This window comes from Pseudomonas sp. TH39(2020), assembly GCF_016650715.1.
Lineage (GTDB): Bacteria > Pseudomonadota > Gammaproteobacteria > Pseudomonadales > Pseudomonadaceae > Aquipseudomonas > Aquipseudomonas mandelii_C.
On the sequence record NZ_JAEKFF010000006.1, the window covers coordinates 37090 to 54287 of the forward strand.

The 17198-nt window shown below is 61.8% G+C and carries 15 protein-coding genes; 11 read left to right on the top strand and 4 right to left on the bottom strand.

Translation table 11 applies throughout. From position 1 onward, the window contains the following. The first annotated feature begins 223 nt into the window (after nt 1-223). From JFU47_RS08005 to JFU47_RS08045, 9 genes are all read left to right on the top strand, one after another. Nucleotides 224-1249, top strand: a complete 1026-nt coding sequence (locus tag JFU47_RS08005; protein ID WP_201182379.1) for an ABC transporter ATP-binding protein — start codon at nt 224-226, stop codon at nt 1247-1249. After that, nucleotides 1246-2115 carry an ABC transporter permease gene (locus JFU47_RS08010; protein WP_074878410.1) on the top strand — a complete coding sequence of 290 codons (870 nt, stop codon included), beginning with the start codon at nt 1246-1248 and terminating at the stop codon, nt 2113-2115. Before JFU47_RS08005 ends, JFU47_RS08010 begins: the two co-directional genes overlap by 4 nt. Nucleotides 2116-2121: 6 nt before the next feature. Next, a complete protein-coding gene (locus JFU47_RS08015; protein ID WP_033057243.1) occupies nt 2122-2916 on the top strand; it encodes an ABC transporter permease in 795 nt (264 codons plus the stop codon). Nucleotides 2917-2923: 7 nt separating this feature from the next. Beyond that, nucleotides 2924-3214: a (2Fe-2S)-binding protein gene (locus tag JFU47_RS08020; protein ID WP_140680156.1), complete on the top strand. Its 291-nt coding sequence runs from the start codon at nt 2924-2926 to the stop codon at nt 3212-3214. 121 nt (nt 3215-3335) lie between these two features. Beyond that, the gene (locus JFU47_RS08025) at nt 3336-4691 is read left to right on the top strand and encodes an FAD/NAD(P)-dependent oxidoreductase (RefSeq protein WP_201182382.1); all 1356 of its coding nucleotides are present in this window, start codon (nt 3336-3338) and stop codon (nt 4689-4691) included. Continuing rightward, nucleotides 4688-5803, top strand: a complete 1116-nt coding sequence (locus tag JFU47_RS08030) for an NAD(P)/FAD-dependent oxidoreductase (protein ID WP_201182384.1) — start codon at nt 4688-4690, stop codon at nt 5801-5803. Before JFU47_RS08025 ends, JFU47_RS08030 begins: the two co-directional genes overlap by 4 nt. A gap of 18 nt (nt 5804-5821) precedes the next feature. Beyond that, on the top strand, nt 5822-6868 hold the full coding sequence (locus JFU47_RS08035) for an ABC transporter substrate-binding protein (protein WP_201182386.1): 1047 nt from the start codon (nt 5822-5824) through the stop codon (nt 6866-6868). A 250-nt stretch (nt 6869-7118) separates the two neighbouring features. After that, entirely contained in the window at nt 7119-8246 is a 1128-nt protein-coding gene (gene zapE / locus JFU47_RS08040) for a cell division protein ZapE (protein ID WP_201182388.1), read from the top strand. A 196-nt stretch (nt 8247-8442) separates the two neighbouring features. Next, the gene (locus JFU47_RS08045; RefSeq protein ID WP_201182390.1) at nt 8443-9756 is read left to right on the top strand and encodes a leucine-rich repeat-containing protein kinase family protein; all 1314 of its coding nucleotides are present in this window, start codon (nt 8443-8445) and stop codon (nt 9754-9756) included. A gap of 127 nt (nt 9757-9883) precedes the next feature. On the opposite strand, the gene JFU47_RS08050 is transcribed toward JFU47_RS08045, so the two are convergent. After that, nucleotides 9884-10591 (bottom strand): YebC/PmpR family DNA-binding transcriptional regulator, encoded by a 708-nt coding sequence (locus JFU47_RS08050; protein WP_123366177.1) that lies wholly within the window; start codon nt 10589-10591, stop codon nt 9884-9886. Nucleotides 10592-10823: 232 nt separating this feature from the next. Between JFU47_RS08050 and JFU47_RS08055 the strand changes: the two genes are divergently transcribed. Beyond that, the gene (locus tag JFU47_RS08055; RefSeq protein ID WP_201182392.1) at nt 10824-12248 is read left to right on the top strand and encodes a type VI secretion system Vgr family protein; all 1425 of its coding nucleotides are present in this window, start codon (nt 10824-10826) and stop codon (nt 12246-12248) included. Between the two features lie 3 nt (nt 12249-12251). Here the strand turns inward: JFU47_RS08055 and JFU47_RS08060 are convergent, their stop codons facing one another. Together JFU47_RS08060 and JFU47_RS08065 are read right to left on the bottom strand one after the other, a co-directional pair. Further along, the gene (locus JFU47_RS08060) at nt 12252-13643 is read right to left on the bottom strand and encodes an FAD-dependent oxidoreductase (protein ID WP_201182394.1); all 1392 of its coding nucleotides are present in this window, start codon (nt 13641-13643) and stop codon (nt 12252-12254) included. A gap of 69 nt (nt 13644-13712) precedes the next feature. Next, nucleotides 13713-15038: an MFS transporter gene (locus JFU47_RS08065; RefSeq protein ID WP_201182396.1), complete on the bottom strand. Its 1326-nt coding sequence runs from the start codon at nt 15036-15038 to the stop codon at nt 13713-13715. Between the two features lie 268 nt (nt 15039-15306). Between JFU47_RS08065 and JFU47_RS08070 the strand changes: the two genes are divergently transcribed. After that, a complete protein-coding gene (locus JFU47_RS08070; protein ID WP_201182398.1) occupies nt 15307-16182 on the top strand; it encodes a LysR family transcriptional regulator in 876 nt (291 codons plus the stop codon). Nucleotides 16183-16295: 113 nt separating this feature from the next. On the opposite strand, the gene JFU47_RS08075 is transcribed toward JFU47_RS08070, so the two are convergent. Next, nucleotides 16296-17162: a LysR substrate-binding domain-containing protein gene (locus JFU47_RS08075; RefSeq protein WP_201182400.1), complete on the bottom strand. Its 867-nt coding sequence runs from the start codon at nt 17160-17162 to the stop codon at nt 16296-16298. Nucleotides 17163-17198 lie beyond the last annotated feature (36 nt).

Below are 17198 nucleotides of genomic sequence, written 5' to 3' on the forward strand. Positions count from 1 at the left end.
TACTCACCGAATGAAACTGAAAATAGTCATCGCTTCAGTGAAATCGGCCATTGAGCCCATCCTATTCTTCGTCCTACTCTGCGTCCAGACAGGGGCGATTCGAACAACAGCGGCAGCCGACAGAAGTCGAGCGCCAACGCACCCAGCAAGACCTTTTCGTATCTGCCCATACAAAAAAGCGCGCCTTCGGGCGACGCATAACAATCTCAGGTGGAGCGCAGTTATGGCTTTTGTGCAACTTGAAGGACTCGGCAAACGTTACGGCGAGATCGACGCCGTCGTTGCCACCAACCTCTCGGTCGAGAAAGGCGAGTTTGTCTCGCTGCTCGGCCCCTCCGGATGCGGCAAAACCACCACCCTGCAAATGATCGCCGGCTTTGTCGAAGTCAGCAGTGGGCACATTGTGCTGGACGGTCGCGACATCACTCACGCCAAACCCGCCAGCCGTGGTTTGGGCGTGGTGTTCCAGAGTTACGCGCTGTTCCCGCACATGACCGTCAAAGACAACGTCGCCTTCGGCCTGCGCATGCGCAAAGTGGCCAGCGGCGAGTTGCAACAGCGGGTGGATCGGGTGCTGAAACTGGTGCGCCTCAACCAGCATGCCGAGCGTTACCCCCGGGAGCTCTCCGGTGGCCAGCGTCAGCGTGTTGCATTGGCTCGGGCCTTGGTGATCGAGCCGCCGGTGCTGCTGCTGGACGAACCGCTGTCCAACCTCGACGCCAACCTGCGCGAAGAGATGCAATTCGAGATCCGCCGCATCCAGCGCGAAGTCGGGATCACCACGCTGATGGTCACCCATGACCAGTCCGAAGCGCTGTCCATCAGCGACCGGGTGGTGGTGATGCAGGCCGGGCGCATCACCCAGATCGACGCGCCTTACACCCTGTACGAACACCCCCGCACCGAATTCATTTCCGGCTTCGTCGGCAAGGCCAACCTGTTGCCGGGCGAGCGGGACAGTGCTGGCGTCGTTCAGGTGTGCAACCGCGGCGACGGCGAACTGACCTTGAGCCTGCGTCCGGAAAAAATCGATTTGCGCGACGCCGGCCATGGCCGTCTGCAAGGCAAGATCGCCAGTCGCTTCTTTCTCGGCAGCCAATGGCTGTACGGCGTGTCGACGACCCTGGGCGAACTCAGCGTAGTACGCCGCAACGACGGTTCGGCACCGCTGACCGAAGGCACGGCGGTCGGCCTCGATTGGGACGCAACGTTGCTGCGGGTGCTGAGTGTTGACGAGGTGCCGGCATGAGTACGCTTGTCGCCATTCGCCACGGACGCCAGGGTTACTGGCTGTCGGCACCGGCCCTGGCCTTGTACCTCGGCCTGCTGGTTATCCCGCTGCTGCTGACCTTGGTGCTGTCGTTCAACGTCTTCGACTACAGCTCGGGGATCAACGGCGACGCCTACACCCTCGATCACTACAGCAGCCTGCTGGGCGATCCGTACTTCTACGAAATCTTTCTGCGCACGATGTGGATCAGCGCCCTGACCACCCTGCTCTGCGTGGTGATCGGCGTGCCCGAGGCCTACATCCTCAGCCGCATGGGCGCGCCATGGCGCTCGATTTTCCTGATTCTGATCCTCACCCCGTTGCTGATTTCGGTGGTGGTGCGCGCCTTCGGCTGGAGCCTGTTGCTGGGTGCCGACGGCCTGGTCAACCAGACCCTCCAAGCCTTTGGCGGCTCGCCGATGAAGCTGCTCTATACGCCGTTCGCGGTGGTGATTGCGCTGGTCCACGTGATGCTGCCGTTCATGATCATTCCGGTCTGGACCTCGTTGCAAAAACTCGACCCGGCCGCCGAGCAGGCCGCGATGTCCCTCGGTGCCAGCCACTTCACCGTGATGCGCCAAGTGGTGCTGCCACAGATCATGCCCGGCGTGCTCTCCGGCACCTTGATCGTGTTCGGCCTCGCCGCCAGTTCGTTTGCCATCCCCGGCCTGCTCGGCGGACGCCGGATAAAAATGGTCGCCACGCTGATCTACGACCAGTACCTGTCGGAGCTCAACTGGCCGATGGGCGCGGCCATCGCCGTGGCCCTGCTGTTGCTCAACCTGCTGATCATGCTGTCGTGGAACCGGATGATCGAAGGCCGCTACAAGAAGTCATTGGGATAACTCGTCATGTCCAAGAACGGTCCTTTCGCCCTGCTGTTCCATACCTTGGTGGTGCTATTCATGCTGGCGCCGCTGGTGGTGGTTTGCCTTGTGGCCTTCACCCCGGAAAACACCCTGAGCCTGCCGACCACGGAGTTTTCCCTGCGCTGGTTCCGCGCGGTGTTCGAGCGTGCTGACTTTGTCGATGCGTTCTACAACAGCCTGATTCTCGCGTTCTGCGCGGCCAGTCTGGCGACGCTGATCGCGGTGCCGGCAGCGCTGGCGATCACCCGCTTCGAGTTCCCCGGACGGGACTTTTTCAACGGTCTGTTCCTGTCGCCGATCATCATTCCGCACCTGGTGCTGGGTGTCGCATTGCTGCGCTTGTTTGCGCTGATGGGCGTGAATGGCAGCTTCGCCTGGCTGATCTTCGCCCACGTGCTGGTGATCACACCGTACGTGCTGCGGCTGGTGCTGGCGTCGGCCATCGGCCTGGATCGCAGTGCCGAACACGCCGCGCAATCGCTCGGTGCCGGGCGCTTCACGCTGTTTCGGGAAATCACCTTGCCGATGATTCTGCCGGGGGTCGCCGGTGGCTGGCTGCTGGCGTTCATCAACAGTTTCGATGAGGTCACGCTGTCGATTTTCGTCACCTCGCCGGCCACGCAAACCCTGCCGGTGCGGATGTACGTGTACGCCACCGAATCCATCGATCCGATGATGGCGGCGGTGTCGGCACTGGTGATTGGGTTGACCGCGCTGACGATGATTCTGCTCGACCGGGTCTACGGCCTCGATCGGGTTCTGGTGGGCAAACAATGAGGGCGCCATGGCTCTGCTGAAACGACTGGCCGAAGGCGACCGCCCGGCCCTGGACTTTACCCTCGACGGCACACCGGCTACCGGCCTGCTCGGCGACACCTTACTGACGGCGGTGCTGACCTGCAGTGAACACTTGCGCGGCAGCGACTTCAGCGCCGAACCCCGCGCCGGTTTTTGCATGATGGGTGCCTGTCAGGACTGCTGGGTTCGACTGGGCGATGGCCGACGCGTGCGCGCCTGCTCGACGTTGCTCGAAGCCGGGCAGCAGATCAGCCGTGAACCGGGGCGTTGCGTATGACCGTCATTTATCCGGTGCACCCAAAAGATCGCAGCCTTCGGCAGCTCCTACGCCGAACGCGGTCTCCTGTAGGAGCTGGCGAAGCCTGCGATCTTTTGATCTTGAATTTCATGGGGTCGATATGAATTCCGTGATCATCATCGGTGCCGGTCCGGCCGGTATTCGTGCCGCACAAACCCTGGTCGCCCATGGCGTTCGCCCGGTCCTGCTGGACGAAGCAGCACGCGGTGGAGGGCAGATTTATCGTCGCCAACCGGCAAACTTCAAGCGCTCGCCGATCAAGCTGTATGGCTTCGAAGCCGGCAAGGCCAGCGCGTTGCATCAGACGATCGACGGGCTGCACGAGCAACTCGATTACCGTCCTGAAACTTTGGTATGGAATGCTGAAGACGGTGCGCTCGACACCTTGCATGAAGGCCGCGCTGCACGGCTGACGTTCTCGCGAGTGATCGTCGCGACGGGCGCCACCGACCGGATTCTGCCGGTGCCGGGCTGGACCCTACCGGGGGTTTACAGCCTCGGCGCCGCGCAGATCGCCCTCAAGTTTCAAGGCTGCGCCATCGGTGAACGCGTGGTGTTCGCCGGCAGCGGGCCGTTGCTGTACCTGGTGGCGTATCAATACGCCAAGGCCGGCGCCAAGGTGGTCGCGGTGCTCGACAGTTCGCCCTTCAGCGCTCAGGCCCGCGCCCTGCCCGGCCTGCTCTCGCAACCAGCCACCCTGGCCAAAGGCATCTATTACCGCTGTTGGCTGACCGCCCACGGCATCCCGGTGCATCAGGGTGCCAGCCTCACAGGCATCAACGGCGAACAGCGTGTGCAATCGCTGACCTGGCGCAACACGAAGGGCTCTCAGCCTCTGGAGTGCGACGCCGTCGCCTTCGCCCACGGCCTGCGCAGTGAAACCCAACTCGCCGACCTGCTCGGCTGTGAATTCGCCTGGAACCCGCTCAACCGCGCCTGGCTACCGCAGCGTGACAGCGCCGGTCGCAGCAGTGTCGCCGAGGTTTACCTGGCCGGCGACGGTGCCGGCATCATGGGCGCCGACGCGGCCGAAATGGCCGGCGAACGCGCGGCCCTGGCGTTGCTCGAAGACATCGGTTACCTGATCCCGCCGCAACGTGGGGCGCAATTGGAGCAGGCGCTGGGACGGATCGATACCTTCCGCCAAGGTCTGGAACGGGCCTTCATCTTTCCCGAGAACTGGGCCGTCGATGCCCCGAATGAGGTGATGATCTGCCGCTGCGAAGAAGTGCGGGCCGGCGACATCCGCCAAGTGGTGCGCGAGGGTCATTGGGAGATCAACCGGGTCAAGGCGCACTGCCGGGTTGGCATGGGTCGCTGTCAGGGACGGATGTGTGGCGCCGCCGCCGCAGAAATCATTGCCTGCGAAAGTCAGCGCTGCGTGTCCGACATCGGCAGGCTTCGGGCTCAGGCCCCCATCAAACCCCTGCCGTTTGGTCTGGAGGTCGAGTCATGATCGAAGTCGATGCCGTCATCATAGGCGGCGGAATTGTCGGTGCCTCCGCTGCGCTGTTTCTGAGCAAGGCCGGGCGGCGCGTGGCGCTACTGGAGCGGGACTTCTGTGGCTCGCATTCCAGCGGCGTGAACTACGGCGGCGTGCGGCGCCAGGGGCGACCACTCTCGCAACTGCCGCTGTCGCAGCGGGCCCACGACATCTGGGGGCAGCTGCCGCAGCTGATTGGCATCGACGGTGAGTATCAGCGCAGCGGCCACCTGAAACTGGCCCGCAGCCTCAACGATCTGCACGCCTTGCAAGACTATGCCGCCAGCAGTCGGGGTTTTGGCCTGGATTTGCAGGTACTCGATCGCGCTGAGTTACGCGCCCGTTTTCCGTGGGTCGGCGAGGTGGCGGTCGGTGCCTCGTTTTGCCCCGATGACGGTCATGCCAACCCGCGCCTGGTGTCCCCGGCGTTTGCCCGGGCGGCGCGTCGGCACGGCGCACAGGTCCATGAACAATGCCCGGTGACGGCGGTGGAACACGACGGCCAGCGCTTTCGCGTCAGCACTCAAACCGGTCTGGAGCTGCAGGCGCCCTGGCTGCTGAATTGCGCCGGAGCCTGGGCCGGCACCCTGGCAGAACACTTCGGTGAGGCAGTGCCGATGCACGCCGGGCACCCGGCGATGCTGGTCACCGAGCCCTTGCCGTTGGTGATGAATGCCAGCACCGGGGTCGAGGGCGGCGGTATCTATGCCCGTCAGGTCGCGCGCGGCAATTGCGTGTTGGGTGGCGGTCAGGGTTTTGCCCTCGACGGTGCCCGCGCCCGGCCGGGCCAGCACGCGGTCATCGAGATCCTGCGTCAGGCGGTCGAGCTTTATCCGTTTCTTGAAGGCGCCCAGGCGATTCGCACCTGGAGCGGCACCGAAGGTTACCTGCCCGATCGCCAACCGGTGATCGGCCACAGTGGCACTCAACCCGGTCTGTTGCACGCATTCGGCTTTGCCGGTGCGGGCTTTCAGATCGGCCCCGCGGTGGGCCAGGCGCTCACCGAAATCATCTGCAGCGGCGCTTCAAAAACGTCGCTGGATGCGTTTTCCATCACCCGGTTTCACTCCATCTCCGTTGCTTGATAGAGGAAGGTCGCGCCAATGAATAACGTCAAACGCACTGCACTGCTCGGTTTCTCCTGTCTGACCGCCCTGCTCACGGTCACCCAGGCCCAGGCCGAACCGACGCTTTACCTGGGCATGAACGGCGGGACCATGGAGCGGCTCTACGCCGATAAGGTGCTGCCGGTTTTCGAGAAGGCCAATAACGTCAAAGTGGTGATTGTGCCCGGCACCTCTGCCGATATTCTGGCCAAGGTCCAGGCCAGCAAAGGCAACCCGCAGATGCACGTGATGTTCCTCGACGACGGCATCATGTACCGCGCCATCGCCATGGGCCTGTGCGACAAACTCGAAGACAGCGCATCGCTGGCGCAGATTCCGGCCAAGGGCCGCATCAAGGATCAAGCGGTGGCGGTCAGCCTCGGCGTGACCGGGCTGGCGTACAACACGCGGTTGTTCAAGGAGAAAGGCTGGACCGCGCCGACCTCGTGGATGGACATGGCCGACCCGCGCTACAAGGACAAACTGGTGTTCCAGTCGATGGCCTCCTCGACCTTCGGCCTGCACGGGTTCCTGATGTTCAACCGGATTCAGGGCGGCAGCGAAACCGACGTCGAGCCAGGCTTCAAGGCTTGGCCGAACACCGTCGGGCGCAACGTGCTGGAGTACATTCCGAGCTCGGCGAAGATTTCCGAAATGCTTCAGACCGACGAAGCCGCGCTGTTCCCGTTGACGCCGACCCAGGTCACCGCCCTGAAACTCAAAGGCATGCCGGTGGAGTATGCGCAACCGAAGGAAGGCGCCGTGGTGCTCAACGTGGCCGAATGTGCCATCGCCAACAATACTCAGCCGGAACTGGCGCAGAAACTCGCTGCTTTCTTGCTGACACCTGAAGCGCAGGCCACCGCGCTTGAAGACGGCGACCAGATCCCGTCCAACCCCAATACCCCGACCACCGACAAGACTCGCGGTCAGGTGGAGGCGATGAAGCAGTACCTGACCACTGCCATTGCGATCGATTGGGATCAGGTCAACGAACAGCGCCCGGCATGGAATGCGCGGTGGAATCGCAGTATCGAGCGGTAACTTCCGGCATAGCACTCTCTATGTAGCAGCTGCCGAGCCTGCGAGGCTGCGTTCGGCTGCGCAGCCGAACGCAGCCTCGCAGGCTCGGCAGCTGCTACAGATTGGGATTGCTGGCGGCATGGCCTGGTCTGCGTAGAGATTAGATTGATCGTCACAGGTCGACACAACTGGAATGAAAATTCCCCGTTTGGTTACACTACGCCGCCGCAGCTCGGGGGAGCCGGCGTGCAAATTACGGGGTGAAATCACAGTGGCCATTCGACCGCCAAACCGTTCGCGACTCACACCACGCTGGCCTGCGCTACGCCGCTTGTTCGGCAAGTCATCGGCGGCATCCGCCGGTAATACCGCGACCAGTCGAGTCATCCACGACTACTTCCACCGCAAGGCCCACACCCAGGGTTACACCCTCAGCCATAGCCAACTGCGCGTCATCGACTGCATGGCGCAACACGCCGCAGCGCTGTCGGGCACCTCGGCAAAAACGCCCCCCGGCCTTTACCTGCACGGCGCCGTGGGTCGCGGCAAGAGCTGGCTGCTCGACGGGTTTTTCCAGGCCCTTCCCATCGCGGAAAAACAGCGCCTGCATTTTCATGAGTTTTTTGCGCAGCTACACCAAGGAATGTTCAGTCATCGCGATCAGCCCGATGCGCTGAAAACCACCCTCGACGAACAGCTGCGCGATTGCCGGGTGCTGTGTTTCGACGAGTTTCACGTCCATGACATCGGCGATGCGATGCTCATTACCCGGCTGTTCAAGGCATTGTTCCGCCGACGCATCCTGCTGCTGGTCACTTCCAACTACCCACCGGAAGGACTGCTGTCCAACCCGCTGTACCACGCGCGCTTCAAACCGGTGATCGACCTGATCAATGCTCGCATGCAGGTCATGGAGGTCGGCGGCCCTTACGACTACCGCAGTCAGGCGAGAACCCACGCCCAGCAGCTGTTTACCCAAGGCCAGTACATCTGGCCGGCCACGCTGGCGCAGCGTCAGTCGTTGAACCTGCCCGAACGCGACGCGCCGGCCATTCAACTGCCCGTCGGGACACGCAACCTTCAGGCCCGACACTGCGAAGGGCGAACCATCGGTTTCACCTTCGGCGATCTGTGCGACCACCCCACAGCGGTGATGGATTACCTGGAGCTGTGCCGACGTTTCGATCATTGGTTTATCGATGAACTGCCCAACCTCGCCGATTGTTCCATCGCCGCCCAGCAGCGCTTCATCAACCTGGTCGACGTCCTGTACGACCAGGACAAGCACCTGATTCTGCTCGGCCAGCAGTCTTTGCGTGACAGCCTGGGCGGTGATGCCATCGATCTGGCGCGCACGCGCAGCCGGTTGGGGCAGTTGGTCGAAGTCAGTGATCCGTAGGTTTTGTGGTGCAGTTCAGACCGCCTTCGCGAGCAGGCTCGCTCCCACATTAGATCGCGTCCATCCAGACAACTCGGTCAACTGTGGGAGCGAGCCTGCTGGCGAAGGCGGTCTGCCAGACACCACACGTTTCCCGCTATCATGTCGCCCTTTCTCTGGCCCCCGAGCCTCCTCCCGATCAAGAGTGAATCTGTTCATGGATACCCTTGCCCAACTGCGCGCCGGCCAACTGTCGGGCATCACCCGCCTGGACCTCGCCTGTGGCCTGACGGAGTTTCCGCGAGAAATCTTCGACCTGGCGGACTCGCTGGAAATCCTCAACCTCAGCGGCAATGCGTTGAGCAGCCTGCCGGACGACTTGCACCGCCTGACCCGTTTGCGCGTGTTGTTCTGCTCGGACAATCTGTTCACCGAACTGCCCGACTGCCTGGGCCAATGCGCCGCACTGACGATGGTCGGCTTCAAGGCCAACCGCATCGAGCGCGTGCCAGACGCCGCCCTGCCACCATTGCTGCGCTGGCTGATCCTGACCGATAACTGCATCACTGAACTGCCGGTCGAGCTGGGTGAACGCCCGCACCTGCAAAAACTCATGCTTGCTGGCAACCGCTTGCAACGTTTGCCGGAGAGCTTGCGTCATTGCCATCGACTCGAACTGATCCGCATCGCCGCCAACCAGTTGAGCGAGTTACCCGAGTGGCTGATGTCCCTGCCGAGCCTGACCTGGCTGGCGTACGCCGGTAATCCGCTGGAGACCGAAGCCGATGCGGCCGCCCTCGAAGCCACGCCTCGCATTCCCTGGTCTGAACTGCGTCTGGAGCAGCAACTGGGCGAAGGCGCCTCAGGCGTGATTCATCGGGCTATCTGGGATCGACCGGGCCAGCCGGCCACTCAGGTCGCCGTCAAACTCTACAAAGGCGAAATGACCAGCGATGGCTCGCCGTTGCACGAGATGAACGCCTGCATCACCGCCGGTAGTCACCCCAACCTGATCCGGGTTGAAGGACGAGTCGTCGGGCATCCACAAGCCCAGGCCGGGCTGGTGATGCAATTGATCGATCCGAGCTATCGCAATCTGGCCGACCTGCCGAGCCTGGCGTCATGTACCCGCGACGTTTACGCCAACGACACCCGAATCAGCGCTGGCGTGGCATTGCGCATCGCGTGTGGCATCGCCTCGGCAGCCGAGCATTTGCACCTGCATGGCATCACCCACGGCGACCTCTACGGCCACAACATTTTGTGGAACGAGCACGGTGATTGCCTGCTGGGGGATTTTGGTGCGGCGTCTTTCCATGCCACCTCGGACAGCCTTGAAAGCCGTGCGCTGCAACGGATCGAGGTACGGGCGTTTGGTGTTTTGCTGGGGGAATTGTTGGAGCGGATCGACTCGGGGTTGAGCGATGAGGGTCGTGTGCAGCTGGAGGCATTGCAACAGCGCTGCTGTCAGTCGCAGGTGCTGGCGCGACCGGGGTTTAGCGAGATTGTGCAGGCGTTGAATCGCTGGTGACCGCGGCGCGGTCAATCGCGAGCAGGCTCGCTCCCACAGGTTTTGTGTCGAACATGTAACTTTTATTCAACACAACCTACTGTGGGAGCGAGCCTGCTCGCGATGGCGGTATCACTGAAAAATCAAATTACCCCGCCAACCCGACAAACATGTCCTGCACGTCATCGTGGTTATCGAGGCCTTCGAGGAAGGCTTCGACTTCAGCCATCTGCTCATCGCTCAGACCGCTGACCGGGTTTTTCGGCTGATAACCCAACTTGGCCGACAACACGGTGAAACCTTGCTCCGGCAGGGCTTTCTGCACGGCGTCCAGGTCCGCAGGCTCGGTCAGGAACAGGGTCGTGCCCTCTTCGTCACCCGGCTCGAAATCCTGGGCGCCGGCTTCGATGGCGGCCATTTCCGGATCGGCATCCGGGCTGTCCGGGGACGCCTCGATCATGCCGACATGGTTGAAGTCCCACGCGACCGAACCGGAAGCGCCCAATTGGCCCTTGCGGAACGCGACGCGGATTTCAGCAACGGTGCGGTTTATGTTGTCGGTCACGCATTCAACGATCAGCGGCACCTGATGCGGTGCGAAGCCTTCATAGGTCACGCGATGGTATTGCACGGTTTCGCCCAACAGGCCCGCGCCTTTCTTGATCGCGCGATCCAGGGTTTCCTTGGGCATCGAAGCTTTTTTAGCCTGTTCAACCACCAGACGCAGGTGTGCGTTGGTAGCGACATCGGCACCGTTACGGGCAGCGATGGTGATTTCTTTTACCAGTTTGCCGAAGATCTTGCCCTTGGCGTTAGATGCCGCTTCTTTGTGTTTAACCTTCCACTGTGCGCCCATTACTCACTCTCTTGATCTGTGGCGCCGAGACATCTATTGGCCGACGCATGGCGCAAGTTTATACGCCCTAAAGTTGGCAATCGACCAAAAAATCCACCCTGTTCACCCGCATGACGAATCGACATCTTCACCGGCAGTTGTAGGGCGATTCTGAAACTTCGATTTGCGGTGACCATAAAGGGCTATGGTTTCGTACCCTCTGCGCCCGAATTCCATGGCAGAAGCGCGTTCGATGCACAACGACAAGGAAAGTCCCTTCACCCTGACACTTCTCGACGGCGATTTGAGTTTGCAGGTGTTGCAGTTCAGTGGCCGAGAAGCCCTAAACCAGTCCTATCGATTCGACATCGAAGTGATCGGCCTCGCACCGGCCATGAACCTCGACCGATTGCTGCAACAGCCGGTGTTCCTCAGCCTGATGGAGGGCCAGGGTATTCATGGCATCCTTCACAGTGCCAGTCGCGAGCATCGCGGCCCACACCGGATCGGCTACAAACTGGTGCTGGTGCCCTACCTTCAATGGCTCGACCGGCAGCGTTCACGCCGCGTCTTTCATCACCTCAGCGTACCCATGATCCTGCGCCAACTGCTGGAGGAACATGATGTGCCCGAGGGGAGCTATCGTTTCGAGTTATCCAACGGACGCTATCCCGTCCGGCCTTTTTGCATTCAGTACGAGGAGAGCGATCTGGCATTGCTGCAACGGCTGTGCGAAGAAGAAGGCATTCACTATCACTTCGAACATTCGCGCGAGGGGCATGTGCTGGTCCTGGCGGATGACAGCCTGAGTTTCCCCCAGGAACCGGTCCTTACGGCTTTCCAGGGCAATGCGCCCGAAGACAGTGACGTGCCGGTGATCAGTGAGTTGTTCCAGCGCCATGACTCGCCGCCCTTTCCCTCACGACTGGAGGCCAGGAACCGTGGCTCGCAAAAAACCGACGAGGGAGCGGCCAACCACGCTTTCAGCAAACCATTGCCGGTGATGGTCCGCCCCGCGCCCGAGCACATCCATCACGATCAGTTGAGCCGACGACAACTGGAACGTCTGCGTTGCCAGCACCTGCAGATCCACGGTCAAAGCAACCAGAGTGCACTGCGCAGCGCACGGATAGTGCAAGTGTCAGAACATCCACTGCCGAATTTCAACGATCAATGGCTGCTCACCGAAACCCGACATCAGGGGCAACAACCTTCGATTCTTGCCACCGACAAACCCGTTACTGTCCGCCATTACCGCAATCGGTTCACCGCCATTCCCTGGTCAACGGTCTTCAGGCCGGCGCTCAGACAGACCAGGCCGAGCATCCCGGGCTATCAGCCCGCCCGGGTGCTGGGCCCTGCCGGGCAGCCGGCGACGCTGGATGATCGAGGTCGAATACAGGTTGGGCTGTGGCCAACAGCGCAAGCGGATCCGCTTGAATCTGCCGGTATCTGGTTACCGGTGGCCTTTGCAGCGCCGGACGGCCGGATTGACCCGTCCAGCCTGCCAAAGGCCGGCAGCGACGTCCTGATCAGTTTTCTCGACAGTGATCCGGACCGGCCGGTGCTGTGCGTCGGCATGGGCCATCACCCGCGCACTCGGCCTGTCCCCGAGCCACGCCGCGATAGCCACTTGCTGCTCGATTGGCTGGTCAATCGCTCGGACCTCACGCCCTGACACTCAGCCCTTGTCGGCCTTGCCTGCCGCCGCCGCGAACTTCGCCAGACGCACATCCAGATGCCGTGGCCGATGCCCATGATCCTCGGCGCGCTCCTTGCGGCGAATGGCGTTGCGCACCATCAGGGAGCCGAGGTAACGAATCGGTTCCGGCGGAAACAAGCCCAACGGTCCGTTGACCAGGGGCGAACGGGTCCAGGCGTTGTCCAGTCCCTGAACCATCGAGGCGAGAATCTGCCCGCCCATATGACACGGGCCAACCCCGCTGCCGGAGTATCCGAAACCATAAAACACGTTGCCGCTGGCACTCATCTGACCGAAAAACGGCAAACCGGTGACCGAGCGATCAGACGGACCGTTCCAGGTCGCCTCGACCTTGACCTGGGCAAACGCCGGGAAGAACTCGCTCAGGCTGTGCTGCAACAATCCGGCATAGGGCGATGGCTGATCGAACACCGGCAACATTCGCCCGCCGTAAGCAAAGGTGTTGCCACCCTTGCCGAGCATGATTCGGCCGTCCGGGGTGTTGTGGTAGTAGTGCACAAAAATCCGCGAATCGAGCACGGTGACGCCGCTGGTCAAACCGATTTCGTTGAGCAGATCGGGCCGCGGTTCGGTGATCAGCATGTCGCTGGAAACAATCGCCACAGTGCGCTCGAACTGGGGAAATGCCCGGGCCATCCAGGCATTCATCGCCAGCACCACACGATCCGCGCGGACGGTACCGTTCGGGGTTTGAATGCCCGCAGGCCTGCCCTCCTGCAGCCCGGTCATGGCGGTGTGCTCGTGAATCCTCACCCCGAGTTGCAAGGCGACCCGGCGTAAGCCGCGCACCAGTTTGCCCGGTTGCACGCTTGCCGCCGCCGGGGAAAACCAGCCTTCCAGATGTTTGCTGGAACCGGCCATGCGTTGCACATCGGCCACCGGCCGTTGGGTGAAAGAGTTGATGCCATTGCGCTCCAGCGCCGCGATCACAGCGTCGGTCGAGCCGCATTGGGCACGGTTGGTGGCGGTGTAGAGCGTACCGTCGAGGCGGTAATCGGCGTCCACCGCGTACTGCTCGCAAAAGGCGCCGATGGCATGGATGCTGCGCTCGGACTCCTTGACCAATCGCACCGCTTCTTCGACGCCGAACAGCCGTTCAAGGGTGAAGTACTTGGCCGACCACGACAGCGCACAACCACCGTTGCGACCACTGGCGCCGGCGCCGCAGATATCGGCCTCGATCAGCAGCACATCCAGTTCAGGGTTCTGTTCCTTGAGCATGATCGCGGTCCACAGCCCGGTGTAGCCGCCGCCGACGATGCAGACGTCGGCCCGGGCGTCGCCTTCCAGTGCCGGACAGGTGTCGGATACATCGGCCTTCAGGGCCTGGTCCAGCCAAAAGGGTCTCATTGGAAATCTCCAGTCAGATGTCCACCCGCTAGCCTGCCGCAGGCGCAGCAAGCCGCGAGGGAAAGGGGTTCAGCTACGCAGAGGTTTTACAGTCATCCGTTGGTTAGGCACGAAAGCGCTTTCGGCACGCAGGCCAGCCGGGCGGCTGTTCCAGTGCGGGATCAGCACCAGGGCTGAGAGCATCGCGCAGCCGGCGAAGACGATGAACACGGTGACCGAGTCGAAGTAGCCCGGCAGCAATCCGCCAAGAATCGCCCCGACCGAGCCGCAACCGTTGACGAAACCGGCCGCTGTGGCGCCCGCCTTGGCGGTGCCGAAATCGATCGCGGCCGCGCCGCTGATCATCGAGTCCGGTCCGTACAGGGTCAGGCCCATGACGAATAGCAGCGCCACCACCAGCATCACGCTGCCGGTATGCAGGGCGCCCATGAACAACGCCAGGGTCACCGTCAGCGCCAACAGGCTGAGCACACACGCCGGCATGCGTCGGGCGCCGAACAGTTTGTCCGAAGCGAGCCCCAGCAGAATCGGCCCGAGCAACCCGGCCAGTTCAAACGCGGTCGGAATGATTGCCGCGCCGACCTTGCCCACCGAGGGCATCTGCTCGAAGACGATCACCGGCCCCCAGAGCAGAATCGCGTAGCGCGCCGGTTTCAGCAGAAAGTACGCGAGGCCCAGAACCAGCACGGTGCGGTTGCGCAGAATTTCTTTTAACGGTTCCAGAATGCTGATCTTGCTTTGCGCGTCGGCCTCTTGCGCCGTCAATTGCGGCTCCGGTTCCACCGCCGGCAAGCCAACGTCTTCGGGTTTGTTGCGCTGAAAAATAAAAAACAGCACGGCGACCAGCCCAACCACCGCCGCACTGGAAAAGAACGCCGCATGCCAGGTGCCGACCAGCGTATACGCCCACCAGCCAGCGAACGGCGAAGCCACCAACCCACCAAAGGCGTAGCAGGAACTCCACAACCCCAGCACCCGCCCGCGCTGTTCGGCGGGAAAGAAGCTACCGAGGTTCTTGCACAGCCCGGACCAGCCGGTGGACTGGGCAAACCCTTGAATCAACATGCACGTAGCGAAGATTGGCAACGTCGCAAAACTGCCCATCACCAAGGCGGCCGCCGCTGAAATCAACAACCCGCCAAACACTACGACCCTTGGGCCAAAGCGGTCAGCCAGAATGCCCCAGGTGAATTGCCCGATGGCGTAAGCCGTGAGGTAGATGGCGTCGAGGTTGGCCATGGCCATTTTGTCGAGCATGAAGGTGGGGTCTTCGGCGATCCCCAGTTTTGCCACGGAAAAAGCTTTGCGGGTGAAGTAGAACGCGGCGTAAGCGAGCCAGGTGATCGCGAAGATCTGCACGCGCCAACGCTTGATGGTGCCGATGTGCTTGTTCATGGTGGTTCTGACCTCAGGGTGTGAGTGTGCCGGCAGAAATTGAGAAATAACGCCTGTTTTTTTATTGTTGAGCACTTCGATATCGCGGCTTCCCTTTGGCGATATCGGTCAGATGAGTCCTGCTGTTGCACGCACAGGCTCATGGCCGCCGACGCTGTTTGACTGACCAGTCACCGGGGCTGAGGTGGATAAAAACAATTACTGATTAATAAGTGAAATCGATTTATCGTATTTCCAATATAAGCTCAGCTTGTTACTGGAGGTTTCGATGTCGGTTTCCCACGCCCAGCTCAAAGCCTTCCACGCCGTGGCCGTGCACGGAAGCTTCACCAAAGCCGCCGAGCGGCTATTCCTCACGCAACCGGCGATTTCCGACCAAGTGCGCAAACTCGAAGAGCGCTTCGGTGTGCTGCTGTTCCACCGCAATAAACGCTCGGTCCGTCTGACGGATTTGGGCGAGCGCTTGTTGAGCATTACTCAGCGATTGTTCGTCATCGAGGCCGAGGCGCAGGAATTACTTCAAGAGTCTCAGGCACTGCAGACCGGCACTCTGATTCTCGCCGTCGATGCGCCGGTACATGTGCTGCCGCAGATCGCGCGGTTCTGCGAACGCTACCCCGGCATCAGCGTGAAGATCGAAACTGGCAACACCGACGAATCGCTGTTCCGGTTGTTCAACTACCAGGCCGACCTGGCGCTGCTGGGCCGGGAGGTGAGTGACGAACGTCTGATCTCGTTGCCGCTGCGCAACGACCCGATGGTGGCGTTCGTTTCACGCAATCATCCGTGGGCCGACCGTGAGTCGATTTGCCTCGCGGATCTGGATGACACGCCGTTGGTGCTGCGGGAAATCGGTTCGGTGACGCGGCAGACGCTGGAAGAAGAAATGGCTCAGGCAGGCTTTCGTATCCGCCCGGCGATTCAGGTTGAAGGCCGGGAAGCGGCGCGTGAGGCGGTGGTCGTGGGGATTGGTGTAGGTGTGGTGTCGGCCGCTGAGTTCGGTGCAGATTCGAGGGTTTGCGCGTTGCCGATTACCGACTGCAAACGGCGATTAACTGAAACCCTGGTGTGCTTGCGCGAGCAGAGTTCGCGGCGGGTGGTGGCGACGTTTCTGGAGATGGTTCGCGAGAGTCTCCCCCCGTAGGAGCTGTCGAGTGAAACGAGGCTGCGATCTTTTGACCTTTCGCTTGAGACTCAAGTGAACCGGGAAAGATCGCAGCCTCGTTTCACTCGACAGCTCCTACAGAGACTGCGCGGTCAATTCAGATTCGGCGCCAACTCGAAAAACGCCTGTATCAAGCGCAAATCCCGCCGCCGCTCCATGCAGCCAATCATGTGCCGATTGACCAACCCGTCACCAAGAATCGGCACCGCCACCACCCTCGGGTCGTGGCTGACCTCCACCGACGACACCACGCCGACCCCCAACTCTGCGGCGACGGCTTCAGTCACCGCCTCGCGACTGTCCAGCTCCAGTAACACCCGTGGACTGACCAACGCCATCGCGCACGCCTCGTCGAAGGTGCGCCGGGTGATCGAACTGGGCTCGCGCAACACCATGATCACCTGATCCAGCGCCTTGAGCGGCACCCCCTTGGACATCTGCACCCAGGGATGACCGTCGGGCACCAGCGCACAAATCCGTGATTCGCTTAAGGCTTGCAAATGCAGGCCCTTGCGCGGCTCGACCTCGGTCAGCACCGCCACGTCGGCATGCTCCGACAACAACGCCGCCAGGGTTTCCTGAGCATTGCCCAGCCGCAGGTTCACGGTAATGCCGGGATACCGCGCGCGCAGACTGGCAAGCATCGGCATGACCATGTGCGGCCCGTCCGCCGCAACCTCCAAACGCCCGGTCAGCAACTGCCGGTTGGCCTCGAGCATCACCTGCGCTTCTTCAGCAAGACCGAACATTGCCCGGGTGATCGCGGCCAGTTTGGTGCCCTCCTCCGTCAGCTCCACCCGTCGCGCGGTGCGCCGCAACAGGGTGATCTGGTAATGCTCCTCCAGCGCCTTGATGTGCCCGGTGACCGCCGGCTGGCTGATGAACAGTCGTGCGGCGGCCCGGGTGAAGCTGCCCTCGCGGGCCACCGCATCGAATGCGCGGAGCTGGAACAGGTTCATGAATAACCCTCACTGATGGCTGGCATAACAACAAAC

What these genes read in the sequence shown, in the direction of transcription:
- JFU47_RS08005 (WP_201182379.1), top strand. Translation starts at nt 224, where the DNA reads ATGGCTTTTGTGCAACTTGAAGGACTCGGCAAACGTTACGGCGAGATC.
- JFU47_RS08010 (WP_074878410.1), top strand. Translation starts at nt 1,246, where the DNA reads ATGAGTACGCTTGTCGCCATTCGCCACGGACGCCAGGGTTACTGGCTG.
- JFU47_RS08015 (WP_033057243.1), top strand. Translation starts at nt 2,122, where the DNA reads ATGTCCAAGAACGGTCCTTTCGCCCTGCTGTTCCATACCTTGGTGGTG.
- JFU47_RS08020 (WP_140680156.1), top strand. Translation starts at nt 2,924, where the DNA reads ATGGCTCTGCTGAAACGACTGGCCGAAGGCGACCGCCCGGCCCTGGAC.
- JFU47_RS08025 (WP_201182382.1), top strand. Translation starts at nt 3,336, where the DNA reads ATGAATTCCGTGATCATCATCGGTGCCGGTCCGGCCGGTATTCGTGCC.
- JFU47_RS08030 (WP_201182384.1), top strand. Translation starts at nt 4,688, where the DNA reads ATGATCGAAGTCGATGCCGTCATCATAGGCGGCGGAATTGTCGGTGCC.
- JFU47_RS08035 (WP_201182386.1), top strand. Translation starts at nt 5,822, where the DNA reads ATGAATAACGTCAAACGCACTGCACTGCTCGGTTTCTCCTGTCTGACC.
- JFU47_RS08045 (WP_201182390.1), top strand. Translation starts at nt 8,443, where the DNA reads ATGGATACCCTTGCCCAACTGCGCGCCGGCCAACTGTCGGGCATCACC.
- JFU47_RS08050 (WP_123366177.1), bottom strand. Translation starts at nt 10,591, where the DNA reads ATGGGCGCACAGTGGAAGGTTAAACACAAAGAAGCGGCATCTAACGCC.
- JFU47_RS08055 (WP_201182392.1), top strand. Translation starts at nt 10,824, where the DNA reads ATGCACAACGACAAGGAAAGTCCCTTCACCCTGACACTTCTCGACGGC.
- JFU47_RS08060 (WP_201182394.1), bottom strand. Translation starts at nt 13,643, where the DNA reads ATGAGACCCTTTTGGCTGGACCAGGCCCTGAAGGCCGATGTATCCGAC.
- JFU47_RS08065 (WP_201182396.1), bottom strand. Translation starts at nt 15,038, where the DNA reads ATGAACAAGCACATCGGCACCATCAAGCGTTGGCGCGTGCAGATCTTC.
- JFU47_RS08070 (WP_201182398.1), top strand. Translation starts at nt 15,307, where the DNA reads ATGTCGGTTTCCCACGCCCAGCTCAAAGCCTTCCACGCCGTGGCCGTG.
- JFU47_RS08075 (WP_201182400.1), bottom strand. Translation starts at nt 17,162, where the DNA reads ATGAACCTGTTCCAGCTCCGCGCATTCGATGCGGTGGCCCGCGAGGGC.